This window comes from Nonomuraea sp. NPDC047897 (assembly GCF_043204415.1).
GTDB lineage: Bacteria > Actinomycetota > Actinomycetes > Streptosporangiales > Streptosporangiaceae > Nonomuraea.
Genome location: NZ_JBIDCC010000002.1, coordinates 686,941 through 709,091 on the forward strand (window position 1 = coordinate 686,941; position 22,151 = coordinate 709,091).

At 71.6% G+C, this 22,151-nt stretch carries 23 protein-coding genes; 18 read left to right on the plus strand and 5 right to left on the minus strand.

The annotated features are described in order from the left end of the window. Positions 1-37: 37 nt before the first annotated feature. Entirely contained in the window at positions 38-1,282 is a 1,245-nt protein-coding gene (locus ACGF0J_RS06610; protein WP_393142603.1) for a DUF349 domain-containing protein, read from the minus strand. Positions 1,283-1,342: 60 nt separating this feature from the next. Further along, positions 1,343-2,227: a peptidylprolyl isomerase gene (locus ACGF0J_RS06615; RefSeq protein WP_393142605.1), complete on the minus strand. Its 885-nt coding sequence runs from the start codon at positions 2,225-2,227 to the stop codon at positions 1,343-1,345. Between the two features lie 139 nt (positions 2,228-2,366). On the opposite strand from ACGF0J_RS06615, the gene ACGF0J_RS06620 reads away from it, so the two are divergent. The 3 genes from ACGF0J_RS06620 to aspS are packed head-to-tail and all read left to right on the plus strand — an operon-like array spanning position 2,367 to position 6,030. Next, entirely contained in the window at positions 2,367-3,047 is a 681-nt protein-coding gene (locus tag ACGF0J_RS06620) for an MBL fold metallo-hydrolase (RefSeq protein WP_393142607.1), read from the plus strand. Continuing rightward, entirely contained in the window at positions 3,047-4,303 is a 1,257-nt protein-coding gene (hisS, locus tag ACGF0J_RS06625; RefSeq protein WP_393142609.1) for a histidine--tRNA ligase, read from the plus strand. The genes ACGF0J_RS06620 and hisS overlap by 1 nt, the downstream gene beginning before the upstream one ends. After that, the gene (gene aspS, locus ACGF0J_RS06630) at positions 4,300-6,030 is read left to right on the plus strand and encodes an aspartate--tRNA ligase (RefSeq protein ID WP_393142611.1); all 1,731 of its coding nucleotides are present in this window, start codon (positions 4,300-4,302) and stop codon (positions 6,028-6,030) included. The genes hisS and aspS overlap by 4 nt, the downstream gene beginning before the upstream one ends. A gap of 132 nt (positions 6,031-6,162) precedes the next feature. On the opposite strand, the gene ACGF0J_RS06635 is transcribed toward aspS, so the two are convergent. Then, the gene (locus tag ACGF0J_RS06635) at positions 6,163-7,053 is read right to left on the minus strand and encodes a peptidylprolyl isomerase (RefSeq protein ID WP_393142613.1); all 891 of its coding nucleotides are present in this window, start codon (positions 7,051-7,053) and stop codon (positions 6,163-6,165) included. A 167-nt stretch (positions 7,054-7,220) separates the two neighbouring features. On the opposite strand from ACGF0J_RS06635, the gene ACGF0J_RS06640 reads away from it, so the two are divergent. The 10 genes from ACGF0J_RS06640 (at position 7,221) to ACGF0J_RS06685 (ending at position 17,668) form a co-directional block, all read left to right on the plus strand. Beyond that, complete coding sequence (locus ACGF0J_RS06640) at positions 7,221-7,781, plus strand: hypothetical protein (RefSeq protein WP_393142615.1); 561 nt, start codon at positions 7,221-7,223, stop codon at positions 7,779-7,781. 77 nt (positions 7,782-7,858) lie between these two features. Beyond that, positions 7,859-9,160, plus strand: a complete 1,302-nt coding sequence (locus tag ACGF0J_RS06645; RefSeq protein WP_393142617.1) for a replication-associated recombination protein A — start codon at positions 7,859-7,861, stop codon at positions 9,158-9,160. 43 nt (positions 9,161-9,203) lie between these two features. Next, positions 9,204-10,097 carry a hypothetical protein gene (locus ACGF0J_RS06650; protein ID WP_393142619.1) on the plus strand — a complete coding sequence of 298 codons (894 nt, stop codon included), beginning with the start codon at positions 9,204-9,206 and terminating at the stop codon, positions 10,095-10,097. A gap of 207 nt (positions 10,098-10,304) precedes the next feature. Beyond that, positions 10,305-10,688, plus strand: a complete 384-nt coding sequence (locus ACGF0J_RS06655) for a DUF948 domain-containing protein (protein WP_393142621.1) — start codon at positions 10,305-10,307, stop codon at positions 10,686-10,688. Beyond that, positions 10,685-10,915, plus strand: a complete 231-nt coding sequence (locus ACGF0J_RS06660) for a hypothetical protein (protein WP_393142623.1) — start codon at positions 10,685-10,687, stop codon at positions 10,913-10,915. The genes ACGF0J_RS06655 and ACGF0J_RS06660 overlap by 4 nt, the downstream gene beginning before the upstream one ends. Positions 10,916-10,932: 17 nt before the next feature. Continuing rightward, entirely contained in the window at positions 10,933-13,605 is a 2,673-nt protein-coding gene (gene alaS / locus ACGF0J_RS06665; RefSeq protein ID WP_393142625.1) for an alanine--tRNA ligase, read from the plus strand. A gap of 1 nt (position 13,606) precedes the next feature. Then, positions 13,607-14,089, plus strand: coding sequence for a Holliday junction resolvase RuvX (gene ruvX, locus ACGF0J_RS06670; RefSeq protein WP_393142627.1), 483 nt, complete (start codon positions 13,607-13,609; stop codon positions 14,087-14,089). A 110-nt stretch (positions 14,090-14,199) separates the two neighbouring features. Further along, positions 14,200-15,228, plus strand: a complete 1,029-nt coding sequence (gene mltG, locus ACGF0J_RS06675) for an endolytic transglycosylase MltG (RefSeq protein ID WP_393142629.1) — start codon at positions 14,200-14,202, stop codon at positions 15,226-15,228. Positions 15,229-15,475: 247 nt separating this feature from the next. Further along, positions 15,476-16,627, plus strand: a complete 1,152-nt coding sequence (gene mltG, locus ACGF0J_RS06680; protein ID WP_393142631.1) for an endolytic transglycosylase MltG — start codon at positions 15,476-15,478, stop codon at positions 16,625-16,627. A 174-nt stretch (positions 16,628-16,801) separates the two neighbouring features. Further along, positions 16,802-17,668: a shikimate dehydrogenase gene (locus ACGF0J_RS06685; protein WP_393142633.1), complete on the plus strand. Its 867-nt coding sequence runs from the start codon at positions 16,802-16,804 to the stop codon at positions 17,666-17,668. Here the strand turns inward: ACGF0J_RS06685 and ACGF0J_RS06690 are convergent. Together ACGF0J_RS06690 and ACGF0J_RS06695 are read right to left on the minus strand one after the other, a co-directional pair. Further along, positions 17,643-18,065, minus strand: coding sequence for a type II toxin-antitoxin system VapC family toxin (locus tag ACGF0J_RS06690; RefSeq protein WP_393142635.1), 423 nt, complete (start codon positions 18,063-18,065; stop codon positions 17,643-17,645). The two genes, ACGF0J_RS06685 and ACGF0J_RS06690, sit on opposite strands and share 26 nt — an antisense overlap. Beyond that, positions 18,062-18,316: a type II toxin-antitoxin system Phd/YefM family antitoxin gene (locus ACGF0J_RS06695; RefSeq protein WP_393142637.1), complete on the minus strand. Its 255-nt coding sequence runs from the start codon at positions 18,314-18,316 to the stop codon at positions 18,062-18,064. The genes ACGF0J_RS06690 and ACGF0J_RS06695 overlap by 4 nt, the downstream gene beginning before the upstream one ends. A 341-nt stretch (positions 18,317-18,657) precedes the next feature. On the opposite strand from ACGF0J_RS06695, the gene infC reads away from it, so the two are divergent. The 5 genes from infC (at position 18,658) to ACGF0J_RS06720 (ending at position 22,100) form a co-directional block, all read left to right on the plus strand. After that, positions 18,658-19,245, plus strand: a complete 588-nt coding sequence (gene infC / locus ACGF0J_RS06700) for a translation initiation factor IF-3 (protein ID WP_393142727.1) — start codon at positions 18,658-18,660, stop codon at positions 19,243-19,245. A 124-nt stretch (positions 19,246-19,369) separates the two neighbouring features. Further along, positions 19,370-19,564 (plus strand): 50S ribosomal protein L35, encoded by a 195-nt coding sequence (gene rpmI, locus ACGF0J_RS06705; RefSeq protein ID WP_026215152.1) that lies wholly within the window; start codon positions 19,370-19,372, stop codon positions 19,562-19,564. Positions 19,565-19,588: 24 nt separating this feature from the next. After that, positions 19,589-19,972 (plus strand): 50S ribosomal protein L20, encoded by a 384-nt coding sequence (gene rplT / locus ACGF0J_RS06710; RefSeq protein WP_101785231.1) that lies wholly within the window; start codon positions 19,589-19,591, stop codon positions 19,970-19,972. Positions 19,973-20,079: 107 nt separating this feature from the next. Then, positions 20,080-20,883, plus strand: a complete 804-nt coding sequence (locus ACGF0J_RS06715) for a TrmH family RNA methyltransferase (RefSeq protein ID WP_393142639.1) — start codon at positions 20,080-20,082, stop codon at positions 20,881-20,883. A gap of 134 nt (positions 20,884-21,017) precedes the next feature. After that, the gene (locus ACGF0J_RS06720; protein ID WP_393142641.1) at positions 21,018-22,100 is read left to right on the plus strand and encodes an ATP-binding protein; all 1,083 of its coding nucleotides are present in this window, start codon (positions 21,018-21,020) and stop codon (positions 22,098-22,100) included. Positions 22,101-22,151 lie beyond the last annotated feature (51 nt).

The following is a 22,151-nucleotide window of genomic DNA, read 5'->3' on the forward strand; positions in this document are numbered from 1 at the left end:
CGCGTCCGCGGGCGCCCCCCGTCGCCCGCGCGAGCCCTCAGCGGCCCTGGCGTGGGCTGAACTCGGCGAGCGTGCGCTCGGCCTCCTCCAGCCACGAGCGGCGCGCGGTCAGCGCCTCCTCGGCCTCCTTGACGTCCTTGGCCCGGCCGGCCGCCTGCGCCTTGGCCAGCCGCTTCTCCAACTGCTCGATCGAGGTGCGGAGCTGGTCGACCGTGCTCTGCGCCCGGGCGCGCGCCTCCGGGTTGGAGCGCTTCCACTCGGCCTCCTCGGCCTTGCGGACGGCGTCGTCCACCCGCCGCAGCCCGCCCTCCAGGCGGTCGCGCTGCTCGCGAGGCACCGGCCCGGCCGCCTCCCACCGCTCCACGAGGTGGCGCAGCGCGGCACGGGCGGCACGCACGTCGGTGACCGGCAGGATCTTCTCGGCCTCGGCCAGCAACTGCTCCTTGACGTCGGCGTTGGCCGCGAGCGAGGCGTCACGCTCGGCGAACACCGCCGACCTCGCCTGGAAGAACTGGTCCTGGGCGGCCTTGAAACGTGTCCACAGCGCGTCCTCGACCTCGCGCGAGGCCCGCCCGGCGCTCTTCCAGCGCTGCATGAGCTCGCGGTAGACGGCGGCCGTGCCGCCCCAGTCGGTGGAGTCGGCGATGGCCTCCGCCTCGGCGACGATCTGCTCCTTGGCGGCCCGCACCCCCTCGCGCTGCTCGTCCAGGCCGGCGAAGTAGACCTTGCGCCGCTTGGCGAACGCGGTGCGGGCGGCCGACAGCCGCTTCCACAGCTGCGCCTCGGTGACCCGGTCGATGCGGTCGGCGGCCTTCCACTCCTCGACGAGCTGGCGCAGCCGCTCGCCGCCGGACTTCCAGTGCGTGGTCTCGTCGGCGATGCGCTCGGCCTCGGCGACGATGCGCTCCTTGACGGCCTTGGCCTCGGCGCGGGCCTGCTCGCGGGCGGCCTTGACCTCCTCGCGGCGGTGCGCGACCAGCTCCGACAGCCCGTCGAGGCGGGCCGTCAGCGCGGCCAGGTCACCGACGGCGTGGGCGTCGGCGACGGCCTCGCGCAGCTTGACGATGCCGGCCTCGGCCTGCGCCGGGGCCAGGTCGGTGCCCCTGACCCGCTGCTCCAGCAACTGCACCTGGCCGGCCAGCTCGTCGTACTTGCGATGGAAGTATGCCAGCGCTTCCTCGGGTTCACCGGCCTGCCAGGAGCCGACGGCGCGCTCTCCCTCAGCCGTACGCACGTAGACGGTGCCGTCGTCGTCTACCCGGCCCCACGGGTCGGTGCTCACCGTGTCCTCCTGCACTTTCCATCAGACCCTTCGGGACGTGGCGTCCCTAGTTGAATTACGTCAGCTCTTGCCAGCGATTGTCACGTCTTTGATTTCGACCGTCTCCTTGGGAGCCCCGGTGCCGTCCCCGCCCGAGCCTGCCATGACGCCCGCCTTGTTCACCTTGTCCAGGATGTCGAGTCCCTTCGTGATCGTACCCACCGGTGTGTAGTCGGGCGTGAGACCGATGTCGCCGTACACCAGGAAGAACTGGCTGCCGGTGCTGCCCGGGGCCTGCGTCTTGGCCATCGCCATCACGCCGCGCTTGTAGGTGGCGCCCTGGAGGTTCTCCTCGGCCATCACGTAGCCGGGGCCGCCCTGCCCGTCGGTCGGGTTCTTGCCGTCGGCCTTGGCCGTCGGGTCGCCGCACTGCAGCATCGGGAACTGGTCGCTGCCCAGCCGGTGGCACTTGCTGCCGTCGTAGTAGTCCTTCTTGGCCAGGAACTGCAGGGAGTTGACGGTGCACGGCGCCTTGGCGTTGTCGAGCTCGACCTCGATGTCGCCCAGGTTGGTGGACAGCGTCATGGTCTTCGTCGCGGGCTTCGTGTCGGCCTTCTTCGGCGGCATGCCCACGTCCTTGACCGTGCCGCCCGTCGGGTCGGCGACGTAGTCGCACGTGCCGGTCTTGGCGTCGTACGGCTTGGGGCCCGCGGCGGGCGAGGCCGAGGGGGCCGAGGTGTCCTGCGCCGACGCCGACGCGGACGGCGAGGCCGCGGCGTCGGTCTGCGGGTCGCCGCCGAGCAGCGCGACCGCGGCCACGATGCCACCCACCACGACCACGACCCCCACCGTGGAGCCGATGATCGCGGTGCGCCTCGCCTGCTGCTCGCGCTCCAGGCGGCGCTGCAACTGCCGCTCGTGGTGCTCGCGTGCCAGCTGCTTCTGCCGGTCCTTCCCCGTGGCCACCGCTTTGCCTCCCATAGTGAATCGACTGAGGTGGGCGAATCGTATCGGCCCATGGGTAATGATTCGCAGCCCGGCGACCCGCACCGGTACCCTTCGGTTACATTCCCATTGGCTTTTTTGACGAGATCAGCTGAGGCAGATGCTCATCGCAGGCTTCCCCGCAGGGGCCTTCCAGACCAATTGTTACGTCATCGCGCCCGCGGCGGGCGAGGAGTGCGTGATCGTCGACCCTGGTCAGGACGCCGCAGCCGGGGTCGACGAGCTGCTGCGCGAGCACCGGCTCAAGCCCGTCGCGGTCCTGCTCACGCACGGCCACCTCGACCACGTCTGGTCGGTGGCGCCCGTGTGCGGCGCGCGTGACATCCCGGCCTGGATCCACCCCGACGACCGCCATCTGCTGTCCGACCCGGCGGCCGGCTGGGGGGCCACGGGCGCCGAGCTGTTCGGCGGCATCACGCTCAGCGAGCCCGACGACGTCAGGGAGCTGGCCGACGGGGCGGCGCTGCCGCTCGCCGGCCTGGACCTCGTGGTCGACCACACACCGGGGCATACCAGGGGGTCGGTGAGCTTCCGGCTGCCCGGCGAGCAGATCATGTTCGCGGGCGACCTGCTGTTCGCCGGCTCCATCGGCCGCACCGACCTGCCGGGCGGCGACTACCCGACGATCCTGCGCAGCCTCGCCTCCAAGTGCCTGCCGCTGCCGGACGATACGGTCGTCCTGCCCGGCCACGGACCGCAGACCACGATCGGCCACGAGCGCGCCACCAATCCCTATCTCAAGGAGGCCGCGCCGCACGCCGGTCCCACACGAGGAATCTGATGAACTTCCAAGCACCCAAAGGCGTCAAGGAATACGTGCCGCCGCAGGCCTCGACGTTCTCCGCGATACGCGGGGCGTTCGCCGAGACGGCCAGGCGCGCGGGATACGCCCGCCTGGAGACCGCGGTCTTCGAGGACACCCAGCTCTTCGCCCGCGGGGTGGGTGAGTCCACCGACGTCGTGAGCAAGGAGATGTACACCTTCACCGACCGGGGCGGCCGGTCGCTGACCCTGCGCCCGGAGTTCACCGCCGGCGTGCTGCGCGCGGTCCTGGAGTACGGCCTGCACCGCGGCCAGCTGCCGGTGAAGGTCTGGACCGACGGGCCGGTGTTCCGCGCCGAGGCGCCGCAGGAAGGCCGTTACCGGCAGTTCTACCAGCTCGATCTGGAAGCCGTCGGCAGCGAGGACCCAGCGGTCGACGCCGAGACCATCGCGCTGGCCTGGCAGTGGTACGCCACGATCGGCCTCACCCAGGTGCGGCTGCTGCTCAACTCGCTCGGCTGCACGGAGTGCCGCCCGATCTACCGGACCCGCCTGCAGGAGTTCCTGCGCGCGCTCGACCTCGACGCGGCCACCAGGGCCCGCATCGAGGTCAACCCGCTGCGCGTGCTCGACGACAAGCGTCCCGAGGTGCGCGCGCAGCTCGACGGGGCGCCGCTCATCGGCGACCACCTCTGCGCCGACTGCAAGGCCTACCACGACCGGGTCAAGCAGTTCCTGGCCGACCTCGGCATCCCCTGGGAGGACGCCCCCCGGCTCGTACGGGGGCTCGACTACTACACCCGCACCACCTTCGAGTTCGACCACCCGCTCCTGGGCGCGCAGTCCGGCATCGGCGGCGGCGGCCGCTACGACGGGCTCTCCGAGGCCATCGGCGGGCCGCCGCTCCCGGGCATCGGCTTCGGGCTCGGGCTCGACCGCACCGTCATCGCCCTGGAACGGGAGAGCATCGCCCTGGAGATCCCGCCCCGCTGCGAGGTGTACGGTGTGGCGCTGGGCGAGGAGGCGGCGCGGGCCATGTTCAAGCTCCTGAGCGAGCTGCGGGCGGCCGGCGTCGCCGCCGACATGGCCTTCGGCGGCAAGGGGCTCAAAGGCGCGATGAAGGGGGCCGACCGCTCCGGCGCCCGCTTCGCGCTCATCCTCGGCGAGCGCGACCTGGCCGCGCGTGCCGTCCAGCTGAAAGACCTGACCACCGCTGAGCAGACCGAGGTGCCGCTGGCCCAGGTCGTCGACGTTCTGAAAGGGAAAGTGCAGTGATTCGCACGCATACGGCCGGGTCGCTCCGCGAGGAGCACGCCGGGCAGCAGGTGACGCTCGCGGGATGGGTGGCACGGCGCCGTGACCACGGCGGCGTCGTCTTCATCGACCTGCGCGACGCCTCCGGCTCGGCGCAGGTGGTCTTCCGCGAGGAGGACCACGCCCACGACCTGCGCGCCGAATACTGCGTGAAGGTCGTCGGCCAGGTGCGGGTGCGCCCCGAGGGCAACGAGAACCCCGACCTGCCGACCGGCGCCATCGAGGTCGTCGCCGAGCAGGTCGAGGTGCTCAGCGAGTCGGCGCCGCTGCCGTTCCCGATCGAGGGCAACGTCGGCGTCTCCGAGGAGGCCCGGCTGAAGTACCGCTACCTCGACATCCGCCGCCAGCAGGTGGCCCACGCGATGCGCGTCCGCTCCAAGGCCACCTACCTGGCCAACGAGACGATGAACGAGCTCGGCTTCGTCTACGTCGAGACGCCGACGCTGACCCGCTCCACGCCCGAGGGCGCCCGCGACTTCCTCGTGCCGGTGCGGCTGCAGCCCGGCAACTGGTACGCCCTGCCCCAGTCGCCGCAGCTGTTCAAGCAGCTCCTGCAGGTGGCCGGGCTGGAGCGCTACTACCAGCTCGCCAAGTGCTACCGCGACGAGGACCTGCGGGCCGACCGGCAGCCCGAGTTCACCCAGATCGACGTCGAGATGTCCTTCGTCGATCAGGAGGACGTCATCGCGGTCGGCGAGAAGCTCGTGGGCCGGCTCTGGCGCGAGATCCTCGGCTACGAGATCCCGATGCCGCTGCCGCGCATGACCTACGCCGAGGCGATGGCCCGCTACGGCTCCGACAAGCCCGACCTGCGCTTCGGCCAGGAGCTCGTCGAGATGACCGACTACTTCGCCGGCACCTCCTTCCGCGTCTTCCAGGCCGACTACGTGGGCGCGGTCGTCATGCCGGGCGGCGCGTCGCAGACCCGCAAGGAGCTCGACGGCTGGCAGGAGTGGGCCCGCTCGCGCGGCGCCAAGGGTCTGGCGTACGTGCTCGTGCAGCCCGACGGCACGCTCGGCGGCCCGGTCGCCAAGAACCTGTCGGAGCGGGAGCTGGCCGGCCTGGCCGAGGCCGTCAAGGCCGAGCCGGGCGACGCCGTCTTCTTCGCGGCCGGCGGCCGCAGCGCCGCCCGTGACCTGCTGGGCGCGGCCCGGCTGGAGATCGGCCGCCGCTGCGGGCTCATCGACGAGTCGCAGTGGTCGTTCCTGTGGGTGGTCGACGCGCCGATGTTCGAGGAGGACGGCGAGGGCGGCTGGACGGCCGTGCACCACCCGTTCACCGGCCCCAAGCCCGAGTGGGCCGAGAACTTCCAGGACCACCCCGGCGAGGCGCTGGCCTACGCCTACGACATGGTCTGCAACGGCATGGAGATCGGCGGCGGCTCCATCCGTATCCACCGGGCCGAGATGCAGCAGCGCGTCTTCGACGTGCTCGGCATCTCCAAGGAGGAGGCCGAGAGCAAGTTCGGCTTCCTGCTGGAGGCGTTCAAGTACGGGCCGCCCCCGCACGGCGGCATCGCCTACGGCTGGGACCGCATCTGCATGCTGCTGTCCGGCGGCGACTCCATCCGCGACGTCATCGCCTTCCCGAAGACGGCCTCCGGCTTCGACCCGCTGACCGGCGCGCCGACGCCGATCACCGGAGAGCAGCGCAAGGAGGCGGGCGTCGACGCCCAGCCCAAGGAGTAGCCCTCCCCGCCGCACGCCGACGCCCCGTCCCTCCGGCCCGGAGAGGCGGGGCGTCGGCCGTACGGGACGCGAAACGGCGCGGCCGCCTCCCCGGTTGCCTACCGGAGGGCGGCCGCGCCGCTGGGGACACGCTCAGCGCAGCGTGACCTTCTTGATGATGATGGGGTTCTTCGGCGCGGTGGCGCCCTGGCCGGTCATGGCGTCGTCCTTGTTGACGATGACGCCGTCGGCGGCCACCTTGTCGATGATCTCCAGCCCGGAGGTGACGACGCCGAGCACCGTGTACGGGTCCTGGATCTGCGCGTTCTCGTCCGACAGCGAGATGGCGAACTGGCTGCTGCTCTGGTTCGTCGCGCCCGCCGGCTGGGTCAGCATCACCACGCCCCGGGAGTAGGGGATGACGCCGATATTCTCGTCGGGGATGGCGTAGCCGGCGGTGCCCTGGCCGTCGGTCGGGTTCTTGCCGTCGGCCTTGGCCTTCGGGTCGCCGCACTGCAGGATGTGGACGCCCTCGGTCTCGGGCATCGCCAGCCGGTGACACTTGGTGTTCTCGTAGAAGCCCTTCTTGGCCAGGAACGCCATCGAGTTGACCGAGCACGGCGTGGCGGCGGGGTCCACGTCGATGACGATGTCACCGTGGTTCGTGGTGATCGTCATCTTCGACAGCTTCATGTTGGGCTTGCGGCCCGGCATGCCCACGTACTTGATCGGCACGTCCTGGGGACCCCGCTTGTACGTGCAGGTCACCGGGCCCGCCTTCTTCGTCGGCGTCTCCGTCGGCAGCACCGCCGGGGCCGACGTCGAAGGGGAGGCCGACGGCGTGCTCTTGGCCGCCACGGGCGCCTTCGTCTCCCCGCCCACCAGCGTGGTGGCGGCGTAGATGCCCCCCGCCACCACGACGACGGCCACGCCGGCGCCGATGAAGGTGTTCCGCTTCGCCTTGGCGGACTGCTCAGCCGCGCGCCGCGCCTGCCGCTCCTTGTGCTCCCGCGCCAGCTGGCTCTGGCGGTCCTCGCCGCTCACCGGTATGTCCTCCAGTTTTGCCTACACATGACCGAACAACTCCGCGAATGCTACCGGCCCTGGAATGTGGAAGACGTAAGTGACGGGAAACGGTCACTGTTGCGGGCGACGCGGGAATCATAGGGTGCTGGAACTTGTAGTTGAAAGACGTACTAAGGAGTTCCCCGGTGTTCGACCAAGTCCTCGGCCTGCCCGCCCACCCCCTGATCGTGCACTTCGCCGTCGTCCTGACGCCGCTGCTCGCCCTGCTGTCCGTGGCGTACGCGGCACTGCCACGCCTGCGCCCGCGGCTCGGCTGGGCCGTGGCGCTGCTCGCGGTGGGCAGCCCGGCCGCCGTCTTCGCCGCCAGACAGAGCGGCGAGAGCCTCAAGGCGGCCCGCTTCGCCACCGCCGAGGGCGAACTGGCCACGATGATCGCCGCCCACCAGGGCTTCGCCAACCCGCTGCTGCTGTCCACCCTCGGGCTCGGCGTCAGCGCGCTGCTGCTGGTTCTCGCCACCACCCCGGCCCGCGCCGCGGAAGGCCGCACCGCCGTCACACCCGGCACCGGCGGCTCGGACGGCACAGGCGGTTCGGGCGGTTCGGGTGGTTCGGGTGGTTCGGGCGGCGACCGGTTCGGCCGCGCGACCACCGTCGCCCTGTCGGCGCTCACCGTGGTCCTGGCGCTCGTGGCCGCCTACTACGTCTTCCAGGCCGGCGACTCGGGAGCCAGAGCCGTGTGGGAGTAGCCGTCCGGCAGCACCACAGACGGGTGCCCCCGCCCGCGGTGGACCGCCCGGCGCGGCCCACCCTGTAATCTCGCGTTGTGGAGAGCCTGTTCGATTCGGCGGCGCAGGAGGCCACGCCGCAACCCCTCGCCGTGCGGATGCGTCCCCGCGGCCTCGACGAGGTCGTCGGCCAGCGACACCTGCTCGGCCCCGGCACGCCGCTGCGGCGCCTCGTGGAGAGCGAGGCGCCGATGTCGCTCTTCCTGTGGGGACCGCCGGGCACCGGCAAGACCACGCTCGCCTACGTCGTCGCCGGCGTCACCAAACGGCGCTTCGTCGAGGTCTCGGCCGTCTCCGCCGGGGTCAAGGACGTGCGCGCCGCCATCGACGCCGCCCGCCGCGAGCTTGGCATGACCGGCCGCCAGACCGTGCTGTTCGTCGACGAGGTGCACCGCTTCAACAAGGCGCAGCAGGACGCGCTGCTGCCGGCCGTCGAGAACCGCTGGGTCACCTTCATCGGCGCCACGACGGAAAACCCGTTCTTCTCGGTCATCTCGCCGCTGCTGTCACGCTCGCTGCTGCTGACGCTGGAGTCGCTGTCCGACGACGACATCCGCGAGGTGCTGCAGCGCGCCGTCGGCGACGAGCGCGGGCTCGGCGGCCGCGCCACCCTGGCCCCGCAGGCCCTCGACCACCTCGTCCGGCTCGCCGGCGGCGACGCGCGCCGTTCCCTGACCTACCTGGAGGCCGCGGCGCTGCTGGCCGACGACATCACCGTCGAGGTGGTGGAGAAGGCCGTCGACAAGGCGGCCGTCCGCTACGACCGGCAGGGCGACCAGCACTACGACGTGATCAGCGCGTTCATCAAGGCGATGCGCGGCTCCGACGCCGACGCCGCCCTGCACTACCTCGCCCGCATGATCGAAGCCGGCGAGGACCCGCGCTTCATCGCGCGCCGCATCGTCATCTTCGCCTCCGAGGACGTCGGCCTCGCCGACCCCACCTGCCTGCAGACGGCCGTGGCCGTCGCCCAGGCGGTGCAGCTCATCGGCCTGCCCGAAGCCCAGATCAACCTCGCCCACGCCGTCATCCACTGCGCCCTGGCCCCCAAGTCCAACGCCGTCGTCAAGGCCATCGGCGCGGCCGTCGGCGACGTACGGCGCGGCCTCATCGGCCAGGTGCCCGGCCACCTGCGCGACGCCCACTACCCGGGCGCGGCCAAGCTCGGTCACGGCGAGGGCTACAAGTACCCGCACGACTTCGACCACGGACTGGTCCGCCAGGACTACGCCCCCGACCAGATCCGGCAGCGTCGCTACTACGAGCCGACCACTCACGGCGCCGAGGCCCCGGTCGCCGACCGCTGGGCCCGCATCCGCGACTTCCTGCGCGGCACGTGACCGGCACACCACGGGGCCTCGACCCCACGCGAAGGAGCGCTCCATGAACGCCGCCCGGCCACCCTCCGATCACCCCGGACGAGACGCCGCGGGCGACACTCCTGCCACGGCACCGCCCGACGCGGCCGTCGCCTACCGCGCCTCGTTCGACGCGGCCATCACCTTCGGCAACGGCGGCGACCTGATCGTCCACGGGTTCCGCGTCGACCTGCCGTCACCCGACTGCGGCGAGGACGAGATCGCCGCCCTCTTCGTCGCCTCGCTGGGCCTGCTGATGACCGACGAGGTCCGCCTGTCCGGCGTCCGCGTCTTCGCCGAGCCGCACAAGGGCACCAGGGGCGGCCCGTCCGACCGCAGCGTCCCGCCGCCCGGCCGGACCGGGCCGCTGGTCGAACTCGACCGGGCGCCCTCCGCGGGCACCACCTCGATCGAGACGCCCGCGGATGTGGCCGCGCTGAGCCTGGCCGGCGTCGCCGATCTGCCCGTCGTGGTGGTGCGGGTGGCGGGCGCCGGGCCGCTGCCGGTCGGCGTCGGCGCGCTGGCCGCCTTCGACGTGCGCGGTGCCGCCGTCCTGCTGCACACGGGGGCGCGGCACGGCAACCCGCTCACGCCCGAGGCCGCGACCTGGCTGGTGGAACGCGGCGCCGCCCTGGCCGGCACCGACGCGGACGCACTCGACGGCGCACCCGAGAACGCCTCCGACGGCGCACCCGACGGCGCACCCGAGAACGCCTCCGACGGCGCACCCGACGGTGCACCCGAGGGCGCCCGGCCTGCCCGGCGGATCCTCCTGAACGCGGGCATCCCCGTCGTGGAGGGGCTCACGGGGCTCGACCGGCTGCCGCCGACCGGCGCGCTGCTCACCGCCGTGCCGCCACGCCTGGCGGGGGCCCGGCGGGCTCCCGTACGCGCCTTCGCCCGCCTCCCGGCCGGCTGACCCGCAAGGCCGGCAGGCCGATCGACGGCGTCGGACCGATGAGGCCGGATCGAGGTTCGAGGGGGCCCGCTGGGGGCACTTCGACCCGGCGAAACAAGGCCGCCCCGACGTGGCGGCCAGATCAAGATCTTCGTCCCCACTAACCTGAGTCCCCGGACACGATAGGGTTCATGCCGTTCCGGCGCAGCGTACGAGGGAGATGAGCGCATGCTTACCGCTGGAGAGGTCGCCGGGCTGATCGCGGCCACGGGCTGGATAGTCCTGGTCTGCGTGCTGGTCATGGTTCTCGTCAGGCTCACCAGGCTGCTGACCGAGACCACCAAGGCGGTCTCCGACCTAAGCAGCCGCGTGGCGCCGCTGCTCGACGACGTGAGCGTCACGGTCAACGAGACCAACAGGCAACTCGTCGCCGTCGAGGCCATCACCAAGGACGTCAAGCAGATCAGCGGCCACGCGGCCAAGCTGAGCGCCGTCACCCAGACGATCTTCACCGGGCCGCTGATCAAGGTGTCGTCCCTCGGCTACGGCGTACGCCGGGCCATCGAGGCCCGCCGCACCCGCCCGACGCCCGGCATCGGGCGGCGGCCGTGATCAGACGCCTGTTCTACCTGTCGCTCGGCGCGTGCATCACCCTGTGGGTGATGCGCAGGCTGCAGGCCCTGCACCCCAACCACATGGCGCGCCGGACCGTCAGCGGCGCGGCGGGCATGCTCGCGCAGGTGAGAGACTTTACTTCCGACGCGCTCGGCGAAGCGGCCGATCGCGAAATCGAGTTGCGGGCCCGCTTCGGGCTCGGCGACTCTGACCACAACGACTAACGCAAAGGATGGCCGCCATGGAGTCGGCAGAGATCGCCCGCCGCTTCCTGCGCTTCTTCGAGGAGCGTGGGCACAAAGTAGTGCCCTCGGCCAGCCTGATCGCTGAGGACCCCACGCTACTCCTGGTCAACGCGGGTATGGTGCCGTTCAAGCCGTACTTCCTGGGGCAGCGCAAGCCTCCGGCGTCCCGGCTGGCCACCGCCCAGAAGTGCGTGCGCACCCCCGACATCGACGAGGTGGGCAAGACCACCCGGCACGCCACGTTCTTCCAGATGCTCGGCAACTTCTCCATCGGCGACTACTTCAAGGCCGAGGTGATCCCGTTCGCCTGGGAGCTGCTCACCAGGTCCGAGGCCGACGGAGGTTTCGGCTTCCCCGAGGACCGGCTCTGGGCGACCGTCTACCACGACGACGACGAGGCGTTCGGCATCTGGCACGACAAGGTCGGTCTGCCCGCCGAGCGCATCCAGCGCCGCGGCCTGGAGGACAACTACTGGCACATGGGCGTGCCCGGCCCCGGCGGCCCCTGCTCGGAGATCTACTACGACCGCGGCCCCGAGTACGGCAAGGAGGGCGGTCCGGTCGCCGACGAGGACCGCTACCTCGAGGTCTGGAACCTCGTGTTCATGCAGTACCAGCTCAGCGCGGTCCGCAGCAAGGTCGATTTCGACATCGCGGGCGAGCTGCCCAGCAAGAACATCGACACCGGCATGGGCCTGGAGCGCATGGCGGCCATCCTGCAGGGCGTCGACAACATCTACGAGATCGACACCACCTACAAGATCCTCGACCGGGCGGCCGAGCTCACCAAGACCCGTTACGGCCGCGACGCCCGCGCCGACGTGAGCCTGCGCGTCGTCGCCGACCACGTCCGCACCGGCACCATGCTGGTGGCCGACGGCGTCATGCCCGGCAACGAGGGCCGCGGCTACGTCCTGCGCCGTATCCTGCGCCGCAGCGTCCGCAACCTGCGCCTGCTCGGCTCCGGCGACGAGCGCTACATGCACGAGCTGACCGGTGTCGCGATCGACGTCATGGGGGAGCAGTACCCCGAGCTGAAGACGGACGCCCCGCAGATCCACGCGGTCATCGACGCCGAGGAGGCGTCGTTCCTCGGCACGCTGCGCACCGGCACCGCGATCTTCGACGTGGCCGTCGAGGAGACCAAGCGCAGGTCCGGCACGTCGATCTCCGGCGACCAGGCGTTCCAGCTGCACGACACCTACGGCTTCCCCATCGACCTGACCCTGGAGATGGCCGCCGAGCAGGGGCTGCAGGTCGACGAGGAGGGCTTCCGCCGGCTGATGAAGGAGCAGCGGGAGCGGGCCAAGGCCGACGCCGCGGCGAAGAAGACCGGCAACGCCGACGTGTCCGTCTTCGGGCAGCTGCTCGAGAAGGCCGGCAGGGTCGAGTTCCTCGGCTACGACCAGACCGAGGCCGAGACCACGGTCGTCGGCATCCTCGTCGACGGCGCGACCGTCCCGGCCGCGGGCGCCGGCTCGACCGTCGAGATCGTGCTCGGCCGCACCCCCTTCTACGCCGAGGGCGGCGGCCAGCTCGCCGACCAGGGCGTCGTCCGCACCGCCGGCGCCGAGGTCGAGATCGTCGACGTGCAGTCGCCGATCGCCGGCCTGGTCGTGCACCGCGGCAAGGTCCGCACCGGCGAGGTGCGGGTCGGCGACGAGGCGCAGGCGGAGATCGACGTGGAGCGCCGCCGCGCCATCTCGCGCAGCCACAGCGCCACCCACCTCGTGCACCGCGGCTTCAAGAACGCCCTCGGCGAGACGGCCGCGCAGGCGGGCTCCGAGAACTCGCCCGGCCGCTTCCGCTTCGACTTCACCTCGGCGGGAGCGGTCCCGCCGAGCGTGCTGCGCGACGTCGAGGACGAGGTCAACGCCGTGCTCATCAACGACCTGAAGGTCAACGCCTTCCACACCTCCCAGGCGGAGGCCCGGGCGATGGGCGCGCTGGCCATGTTCGGCGAGAAGTACGGCGACGAGGTCCGCGTCGTGGAGATCGGCGACTACTCCCGCGAGCTGTGCGGCGGCACCCACGTCCACAGCTCCGGCCAGCTCGGCCTGGTCAAGGTGCTCGGTGAGCAGTCGGTCGGCGCGGGCGTGCGCCGCGTCGAGGCGCTGGTCGGCATCGACGCCTTCCGCTTCCTGGCGCGGGAGAGCGTGCTCGTCGCCCAGCTCACCGAGCAGCTCAAGGCCCGCCGCGAGGAGCTGCCCGAGCGCATCGAGGGCATCGTCACCCGGCTGCGCACCGCCGAGAAGGACCTGGAGAAGCTCCGCTCCGCCCAGGTGCTCCAGGTGGCCGGCGAGCTGGCCTCGCAGGCTCGTGACCTGCAGGGCGTCTCCGTGGTGACACACCGCGCGCCTGATGGCACCGGAGCCGACGACCTGCGTAAGCTCGCCCTGGATGTGCGTGGCAGGTTCCCGGCCGACCGGCCTGCGGTCATCGTGATCGCCGGCGTCCCCTCCGACCGACCCGTGGTCGTTGCCGCGGTCAACGAGGCGGGACGCGAGCGGGGGCTCAAGGCCGGGCGACTGGTCGGCGTCGCCGCCAAGGCGCTGGGGGGTGGCGGTGGCGGCAAGGACGACGTCGCGCAGGGCGGCGGCAGCCGGCCCGAGGCGATCGGCGACGCGCTGCGGCTCGTCGAGCAGGCCATCGAGGGACAGCTCGGCTGACATGCGGTTCGGTTCACGGATCGGCGTGGACGTCGGTTCCGTACGTGTCGGCGTGGCCCGCAGTGACCCTTCCGGGCTGCTGGCCACGCCGGTCGAGACCGTCAGGCGCGGCAAGGGCGACCTCGACCGCATCGCCGCGATCGTGGCGGAGCACGAGGCGATCGAGGTCGTGGTGGGGCTGCCCACCTCGCTGTCGGGCCGCGAGGGGCAGGCCGCCGCGCTGGCTCGCGCCTTCGCCACCGAGCTGGCCGCCCGGCTCGACCCCACCCCGGTCCGGCTGTTCGACGAACGGCTGACCACGGTCGCCGCCCAGCAGAGCTTGCGGGCCAGCGGCGTACGCGCCAGGAAGCAGCGCGGGGTCGTCGACCAGGCGGCCGCGGTCGTCCTGCTCCAGGACGCGCTCGACGCCGAACGCGCCACGGACAGACCTCCAGGCAGGCCCGTCGACCCGCCCTCCGCGGCGGCCGGCGGACCGGCCTCATGACGCCGCGCCACCCTGGTCCCGCCGCGCCCGCACCGGCGGCGCGCGCATCCGGAGACCTCGACCGCGGCGGCGCCGAGTCCGGGAGGGCCCGGTCCGACCGGGCGACGCCCGTGCCGACCCGCAGAGGCGTGGCCCTCACGGCGGGCATCGCCGCCTCGGCGCTCGCGCTCGGCACCGGCGCGTACGCCGTGCTCAAGCCCCGCCTCGACCCGGAGGACCACGAGGGCCCCGGCACCGGCGCCGTGACCGTCCGGATCCGGCCCGGCGCCACCGCGGGTGACATCGGCGAGATCCTGGCCGGCAGCGGCGTGGTGGCGAGCGCCCGCTCGTTCGTCGACGCCGCCGAGGCGCGGGCCGTGTCGCACGAGCTCAGGCCGGGCCACTACCGGCTGCGCGCCGGCATGGCCGCCGAGGCCGCGCTCGACCTGCTGCTCGCTCCGGCGTCCCGGGTCGTCAGACGGGTCACGGTGGCCGAGGGGATGCGCGCGGACGAGGTGCTGCGGCGCATCGCCGCCCAGGCCGGCCTGCCGCTCAGAGCGCTGCGGGCGGTCGAACCCGAACTCGTCGGGCTTCCTGCGTACGCCCGCGGGATCGAGGGATTCCTCTTCCCCGCCACGTACGAGGTGGAGCCCGACGCCACGGCCGTGGACGTGCTCGCCGCGATGGTGGAGCGGTACGGCGAGGTCGCCCGGCGACTGGACCTGGAGGCCCGCGCGGCGCGGGTGCGCCTGACGCCGCTGGAGGCCGTCACCGTGGCCAGCATCGCGCAGGTGGAGGGCGGCCGGGACGCCGATTACCCGAAGATCGCCAGAGTGGTCTACAACAGGCTCAGGCGCGGGATGCCCCTGCAGATGGACGCGACCGTCGCCTACGCGGTCGGCAGGCGGACCCCACGGATCACCGCGAGGGATCTGCGGGTCCGCTCGCCGTACAACACCTATGCGCGCGCGGGTCTGCCGCCGGCGCCGATCTCGAACCCCGGCCGGAAGGCACTGATGGCGGCACTACGACCGGCGAAGGGGGATTGGTGCTGGTTTGTCACAACTGATCCCGCGCATAGAATCACCAAATTCACCGACAAAGAGAGCGAGTTCGTGAGATACCGGGAAGAGTCGCACCAGAACCTCGGGACGAACTGATGCTCGCTGGGACGCCCTCCACCCCGCGGGGGATCCGCGAGATCCCCGGCCCCGGCCCGCGCCCCGGCCCGCGCGCCGGGGCGCCGGCCCTCCCCTCGCCGTCCCCGAACATGGCTACCCCGAGTGAACTTCCCCGGACGTGCGAGCATGTCCGGCGGATCCCCCCGTTCCCCCCGGTGATCCCGAACGGTTCGGTCCGTCCGCTTGACGCCGGACGGCCGGCGCCGGGAGATTGGCCAGCGCACCCATGAGCGAGCTCGATATGGATTTCCTGCTCGGCGCCGAAGACGACGAGGGTCGTGGTAGGCGCTCCAGAGGTTCCGGCAGACGCGGCAGCCGCAGGCGGCGCAAGCGGCGCAACCGGGGCGGCTTCATCGCGCCGGTCCTCGCCCTGATCATCCTCGTCGGCATCCTGGGCGGCGGTGGCTACTTCGGCTACCAGTGGCTCAGCGGCGCCCTCGTCCCCGACGACTTCACCGGTCAGGGCGAGGGCGAGGTGATCATAGAGATCAAGGACGGCCAGATCGCCTCCGAGGTGGCGGTCGAGCTCGAACGGCAGGGGGTCGTGGCCAGCGCCAGGGCGTTCACCAACGCGCTGGAGAGCGCGGGCAAGAGCAACAGCCTGCAGCCCGGCCAGTACACGATGCGCAAGCGCATGTCAGCCGCCGCCGCCGTGACCCGGCTCGACGCGAACAACCGGATGCTGAGCCGGGTGACTCTCCAGGAGGGGCTACGCCTGTCCGACACCCTCGCCAAGCTCGCCGAGGAGACGGGCAAGCCGGTCAAGGAGTTCGAGGCGGCCGCGAAGAACGTCCGCGCGCTCGACCTGCCCCGCTACGCCGGGAACAGGCTGGAGGGGTACGCGTTCCCGTCCACGTACGACGTGCAGCCGAAGACCACGCCGGCCGACATCCTGGCCTCGATGGTGGAGCGGTTCCACGAGACGGCCGACAAGGTCGAGCTCGAGGAGGGCGCGAAGAAGCTCGGCTACACGGCCCGCGAGATGGTGATCATCGCGAGCATCATCCAGGCCGAGGCCGGCCGGCACGAGGACATGCCGAAGATCGCCCGGGTCATCTACAACCGGCTCAACCGCGAGCCGGCGATGAAGCTGGAGATGGACAGCACGGTCATGTACGCGCTCGGCAAGTACGGCACGGCGGCGACCCACGAGGAGCTTGAGACGCCGTCGAAGTACAACACGTACAAGTGGCCGGGTCTGCCGCCGGGGCCCATCACCAACCCGGGCCAGCACGCGCTGGAGGCGGCGCTCAAGCCCGCCAGGGGGCCCTGGCTGTACTTCGTCGCCACCGACCCCAACAGCAACGTCACCAAGTTCGCCACCACCGAGGCCGAACGGCAGGCCCTGCTGGCGGAGTACCGCAAGAACGGCGGCTGAGCGAGGCGGCCGGGGCTCCGGAGGGCGGCCCCGGCTCGCGACCGTGGGGCGGAGTCCCGGGTGGCCTTGCCGCGGCCGGGGTGCGGGACGGTCGGTGACCGCGACCGGCGGCCGGGTGGCCGGTCCGGGAGCCGGCGGCGGTAGGGTGCTGCCAGTCGAAGGGAGCAGGTGATCATGCGGGCCGCGGTCATGGGGGCGCCGATCGGGCATTCGCTGTCACCCTGCCTGCACCGCGCCGCCTACGCGGCGATGGGCCTGGCCGGGTGGAGTTACGAGGCCGTCGAGTGCGACGAGGCGTCGCTGCCCGGCACGCTGCGCGCTCTGCGGCCGGTCCGGCGCGGGCGGCCGGGCGACGACGGCGAGCCGGACGACGCCTGGGCGGGCCTGTCACTGACGATGCCGCTCAAGCGGGCCGTCCTGCCGCTCCTCGACACGGTCTCCGACCTGGCGCTGGAGGTGGGCGGCGCCAACACGGTGGTGTTCCGCGACGGCGCCGCGCACGGCCACAACACCGACGTTTACGGCATCGAGCAGGCGCTCACCGAGGCGGGGGTGCCCGCGCCCCGGACGGCGACCGTGCTCGGCGGCGGCGCCACCGCCGCCTCCACGCTCGCCGCGCTGCGCGGCCTCGGAGTGCACGGAGCCACGCTGCTCGTCCGCGACCCGGCCCGCGCGGGGGAGACGGTGGCGGTGGCCGAACGGCTCGGCGTGGCGCTCGAGGTGGAGACGCTCGACAAGCTCACCGCCCGGCTCCAGGTGGACCTGGTCGTCTCCACGCTGCCCGGCGGCGCGGCCGACGCCCACGCGGACCTGCTGGCGGGGGTTCCCGCACTGTTCGACGTGGTCTACTCGCCCTGGCCCACCCGGGCCGCCTCGGCCGTACGGGAAGCCGGGGGCACGGTCGTGAGCGGCTTCGCGATGCTGCTCCACCAGGCGGTCCGGCAGGTGGAGCTCATGACGGGCCGCGCCGACGTGCCGGTGGCGGCCATGCGCGCGGCCGGCGAGGCCGAGCTGCTCACCCGGGCCACTCGAACGGGTTGATCACGGTGGCGCCGGTTCCGGCGAAGTCCTTGACGTTGCGGGTGACCACGCTCCAGCCGTGCACCTTCGCCGTGGCGGCCAGCAGCCCGTCGACGGCGGGCATCGGACGGATGACGTTGAGCCGCCCCCACTCCTCCGCGATCTCGGAGGAGATCGGGACGATGTGGTCCCGGAACGACTCGTAGAGCCTGGCCAGCCACCGCTCGAGGACGAGTGCCTGACGGGGATCACGTTGTCTGCGCAGCTCGATGCCGTACCGGATCTCGCCGATGGTCATCGCACTCACGTGCAGGGTCGGGCCGAGCGAGGCGTCGATCCAGGCCTTCACCCGGAGATCGCCGTTCCGCTTGCGGACCTCGGAGACGACGTTGGTGTCGAGAAGGTAGCCGACGCTCACCAGCCCAGGTCCACTTCGCGGGGCAGGTCCTTGCTCCGGGGAAACTCGAGGTCGTCGTCCCAATCGGGCGCGCTGAGGAGGAACTCCTTGAAGTCGGGTTCCTGTCCCTTGATCCGGCGATACTCCGCCATGTCGAGGATCACCGCGACGTCCTCGCCATGGCGCGTCACGATCTGGGGGCCCTCGTCGTGGGCCCGGCGCACCACTTCGCTGAAGCGCTGCTTGGCTTCCTGCAACTGCCACGTCGTCACTCGGCACTCTCCTGTCTAGACAGACTAGGCTGGATCGTCCACAGTCTAGTCGCCCAGGCGAGGGCCGGGAGGGAAGATTCGAGCATCGTTCGTGGTTGTGGTAATGTAGCTCTCTGATCGGTCCGGCATGTTTGCTGGACGCGCAAGCGGAGGTCTCCCTCCCACCCGGGTCGCCGCGAGGTGGCCGGGTCCAGGATCACGCCGGACTACTCCGGGGAGCTTGAGGCCACGACGCCGAAGAGCTCAGTGGCCCCGCATGCGCGACGTGCGGGGCTTTTCGCGTTTCGCGTAAAGTTCCCCGGCACGACGAGCACGTAGGGATCGCAAACCTAGGAGGCCCCATCAGCACTGAGCCCCGCATCAACGAGCGTATCCGAGTTCCCGAGGTTCGCCTCGTGGGCCCGAACGGCGAGCAGGTCGGCATCGTCTCGATTCACGATGCCCTCAAGCTGGCCCAGGAGGCCGACCTCGACCTCGTCGAGGTCGCGGCCACGGCTCGACCGCCCGTGTGCAAGCTCATGGACTACGGCAAGTTCAAGTACGAGTCCGCGATGAAGGCGCGCGAGGCGCGCAAGAATCAGGCGCACACGATCATCAAGGAGATCAAGCTCCGGCCGAAGATCGACCCGCACGACTACGAGACCAAGAAGGGTCACGTGGTGCGGTTCCTCAAGGCGGGGGACAAGGTCAAAGTCACGATCATGTTCCGTGGCCGCGAGCAGTCCCGTCCGGAGCTCGGCTTCCGGCTGCTGCAGCGGCTGGCCGAGGACGTCCAGGAGCTCGGCTTCGTGGAGTCCCAGCCCAAGCAGGACGGCCGTAACATGATCATGGTGATCGGTCCGCACAAGAAGAAGGCGGAGGCCAAGGCCGAGAAGGCAGCGGCCAAGGCCCAGCGTGGCAGCGAGGAACCTTCCACACAGGAAGCGTGACCCCCCGTAGGGGTTAGCCTTACAGCGCACCCCGAACGGCCACCAGCAGACGAAGACGCCGCGACCGGGTCGGCCAGCACCGGCCCGGCCACCGGCACGACCGAATTGAGGAGAGACGGCGGACATGCCGAAGATGAAGACGCACAGCGGTGCGAAGAAGCGGTTCCGGCTGACCGGTTCTGGCAAGATCAAGCGTCGCCGTGCCAACCGCGCGCACTACAACGAGTGGAAGTCGTCCACGCTGACGCGCCGTCTCAAGAACGAGGTCGTCCTTTCCGACGCCGACACCAAGAAGATCAAGAAGCTGCTCGCCAAGTAGCGCGAACCCCCGGGGAGAAGAAACATGGCACGCGTGAAGCGGGCGCTCAACGCCAAGAAGAAGCGCAAGGTCGTCCTCGAGCGGGCAACCGGTTACCGTGGCCAGCGGTCACGGCTCTACCGCAAGGCCAAGGAGCAGATGCTCCACTCGATGACGTACGCCTATCGGGACCGCAAGGACCGTAAGGGCGCGTTCCGCCGTCTGTGGATCCAGCGCATCAACGCTGCGGCCCGCCAGAACGGCATGACCTACAACCGCCTGATCCAGGGTCTGCGCCTGGCGGGCGTCGAGGTCGACCGCAAGATCCTCGCCGATCTGGCGGTCAACGACAGCCAGACCTTCGCCACGCTCGTCGAGGCCGCCAAGAAGGCGCTGCCGGCGAACGTGAACGCCCCGGCCGCGAGCTGAGGCGTGTGACGGGCCCGGCAGGGCTCTAGACGGAGGGCCCACCTCAGGGTGGGCCCTTTTTTCATCTAACAGGGCTTTTCCAGTCGGTACGGCAGGCAGGGGGACGCATGGCGGGATCCGAGCTGACCAACGTCAGGTCGCCGAGGGTCAAGGCCGCCCGGCGGCTGACCAAGCGCGCCTTCCGCGAGCAGGACCGCAAGTTCCTGGCCGAGGGCCCGCAGGCGGTGCGTGAGGCGCTCCGGCTCGACCGCGTGATGGTGGAGCTGTTCGCCACCGCCGAGGCCGAACAGCGGCACCCCGAGATCGTCGGCGAGGCCGCCGCCCGCGACCTGCCCGTGCACCGGGTCAGCGGCGAGGTGATGGCCGAGCTGTCGCAGACCGTCACCCCACAGGGCCTGCTGGCCGTCTGCCGGCTCGTCCACGTGCCGCTGCAGGAGGCCCTGCCCGCCGAGCCGCGCCTGGTCGCGATCCTCGCCCACGTGCGCGACCCGGGCAACGCCGGCACCGTCCTGCGCACCGCCGACGCCGCCGGCGCGGACGCCGTGGTGTTCACCGACGCCTCCGTCGACCCGTACAACGGCAAGTGCGTGCGCGCCAGCGCCGGCAGCCTCTTCCACCTGCCTGTCGTCATCGGCGCGCCGGTGAGCGCGACGGTGCGCCACCTCAGGGAACGCGGGCTGCGCGTGCTGGCCGCCGACGGCGCGGGCAAGCACACGCTCGACGACGTCGACCTGTCCGGGCCCACCGCGTGGATCTTCGGCAACGAGGCGTGGGGCCTGCCGGAGGACGTCCTCGCGGAGGCCGACGACGTGGTCCGGGTCCCTATCTACGGGCAGGCCGAGAGCCTCAACCTGGCGACCGCCGCCGCCGTGTGCCTCTACTCCTCCGCCAGAGCACAGCGGCTGCCCTGAGTCCACGCCCGCCCGTCATGATCGGCCGCGCCCGCAGGTGGGACCCGTCAGGACCCATAGGGAGGCGTTCGGCGAGTCCCCCAGGCGCCGGGAAACCCGCTATTGTCGGCCTTGTAGGCGGAGGAGGCGAGGTCGTGCAGGGCGCAGACACGGGTGGTCCAGCGGTCTCGCCCGCGTGCACGATCGCCATCGACGACCTTCCCGACGGGCTCATCGTGACCGACGGCCACGGCCGGGTGCTCGCCGTCAACCGGGCCGCCGCCCGGCTGACCGGCGTCACCCCCGAGCGTGCCGTCGGCGGCGACATGGACGAGGTGTTCCCCTTCCGCGACCACGACGGCCGCGAATGGTGGAAGGGCCTCGACCCGCGGGGCGGCCTGCGCACCCGCAGCAGGGTGCCCGAGCGGCCGCTCCACCTGCCCGCGGGCCAGGAGTTGCATGTCGCCGCCCGCCTGGTGCGCGAGCCCGCCCGGTGCGGCGACGTCGTCCGGGTCGCCATCACGCTGCGCGACGGCGGCGCCCGCGCCCGGCTGGAGCGCAGCCGCGCCGACCTGGTCTCCACCGTCGCCCACGAGCTGCGCTCGCCGCTGACCAGCGTCAAGGGCTTCACCGCGACGCTGCTCGCCAAGTGGACCCGCTTCACCGACGAGCAGAAGCGTGTCATGCTGGAGACGGTCAACAACGACGCCGACCGGGTCACCCGGCTGATCACCGAGCTGCTCGACGTCTCACGCATCGAGTCCGGGCGGCTGGAGCTGCACCGCCAGGTCGTCGACGTGCCCGCCAGGACCCGCAGGATCATCGCCGGCCGGGTCGCCGCGGGCGAGCCCGAGGACCGCTTCCGGCTCCTCGCCGGCGACGATCTGCCCGAGATGTGGCTCGACCAGGACAAGATCGACCAGATTCTCGGTAACCTGGTGGAGAACGCGGTGCGGCACGGGCGCGGCACCGTGACGATCGACATCGAGTCCGTCGGGTGGGGGTTAGCCGTGTCGGTGCGCGACGAGGGCGAGGGCATCGCGCCCGAGCTGGCCCCGCGCGTCTTCCGGCAGTTCTGGCGGGGCAACAGCCGCAGGCGCGGCGGCACCGGGCTGGGCCTGTTCATCGTCAAGGGCCTGGTCGAGGCGCACGGCGGCACGATCGCCGTGCAGCGGGCGCCCGAGGGCGGCGCGGAGTTCCGATTTACCGTGCCCACCGGCACGCCCGACTTCGCCTGACGCCCGCGGCATCACGAGCGAGTCGGCCGGTGGGCGCCCCCGTTAGACTCT

Bases quoted from the DNA above. Each gene is read 5' to 3' on its own strand.
- ACGF0J_RS06620 (WP_393142607.1), top strand. From the start codon at position 2,367: ATGCTCATCGCAGGCTTCCCCGCAGGGGCCTTCCAGACCAATTGTTAC.
- hisS (WP_393142609.1), top strand. From the start codon at position 3,047: ATGAACTTCCAAGCACCCAAAGGCGTCAAGGAATACGTGCCGCCGCAG.
- ACGF0J_RS06650 (WP_393142619.1), top strand. From the start codon at position 9,204: ATGAACGCCGCCCGGCCACCCTCCGATCACCCCGGACGAGACGCCGCG.
- ACGF0J_RS06655 (WP_393142621.1), top strand. From the start codon at position 10,305: ATGCTTACCGCTGGAGAGGTCGCCGGGCTGATCGCGGCCACGGGCTGG.
- alaS (WP_393142625.1), top strand. From the start codon at position 10,933: ATGGAGTCGGCAGAGATCGCCCGCCGCTTCCTGCGCTTCTTCGAGGAG.
- ruvX (WP_393142627.1), top strand. From the start codon at position 13,607: ATGCGGTTCGGTTCACGGATCGGCGTGGACGTCGGTTCCGTACGTGTC.
- mltG (WP_393142631.1), top strand. From the start codon at position 15,476: ATGAGCGAGCTCGATATGGATTTCCTGCTCGGCGCCGAAGACGACGAG.
- ACGF0J_RS06685 (WP_393142633.1), top strand. From the start codon at position 16,802: ATGCGGGCCGCGGTCATGGGGGCGCCGATCGGGCATTCGCTGTCACCC.
- rpmI (WP_026215152.1), top strand. From the start codon at position 19,370: ATGCCGAAGATGAAGACGCACAGCGGTGCGAAGAAGCGGTTCCGGCTG.
- rplT (WP_101785231.1), top strand. From the start codon at position 19,589: ATGGCACGCGTGAAGCGGGCGCTCAACGCCAAGAAGAAGCGCAAGGTC.
- ACGF0J_RS06715 (WP_393142639.1), top strand. From the start codon at position 20,080: ATGGCGGGATCCGAGCTGACCAACGTCAGGTCGCCGAGGGTCAAGGCC.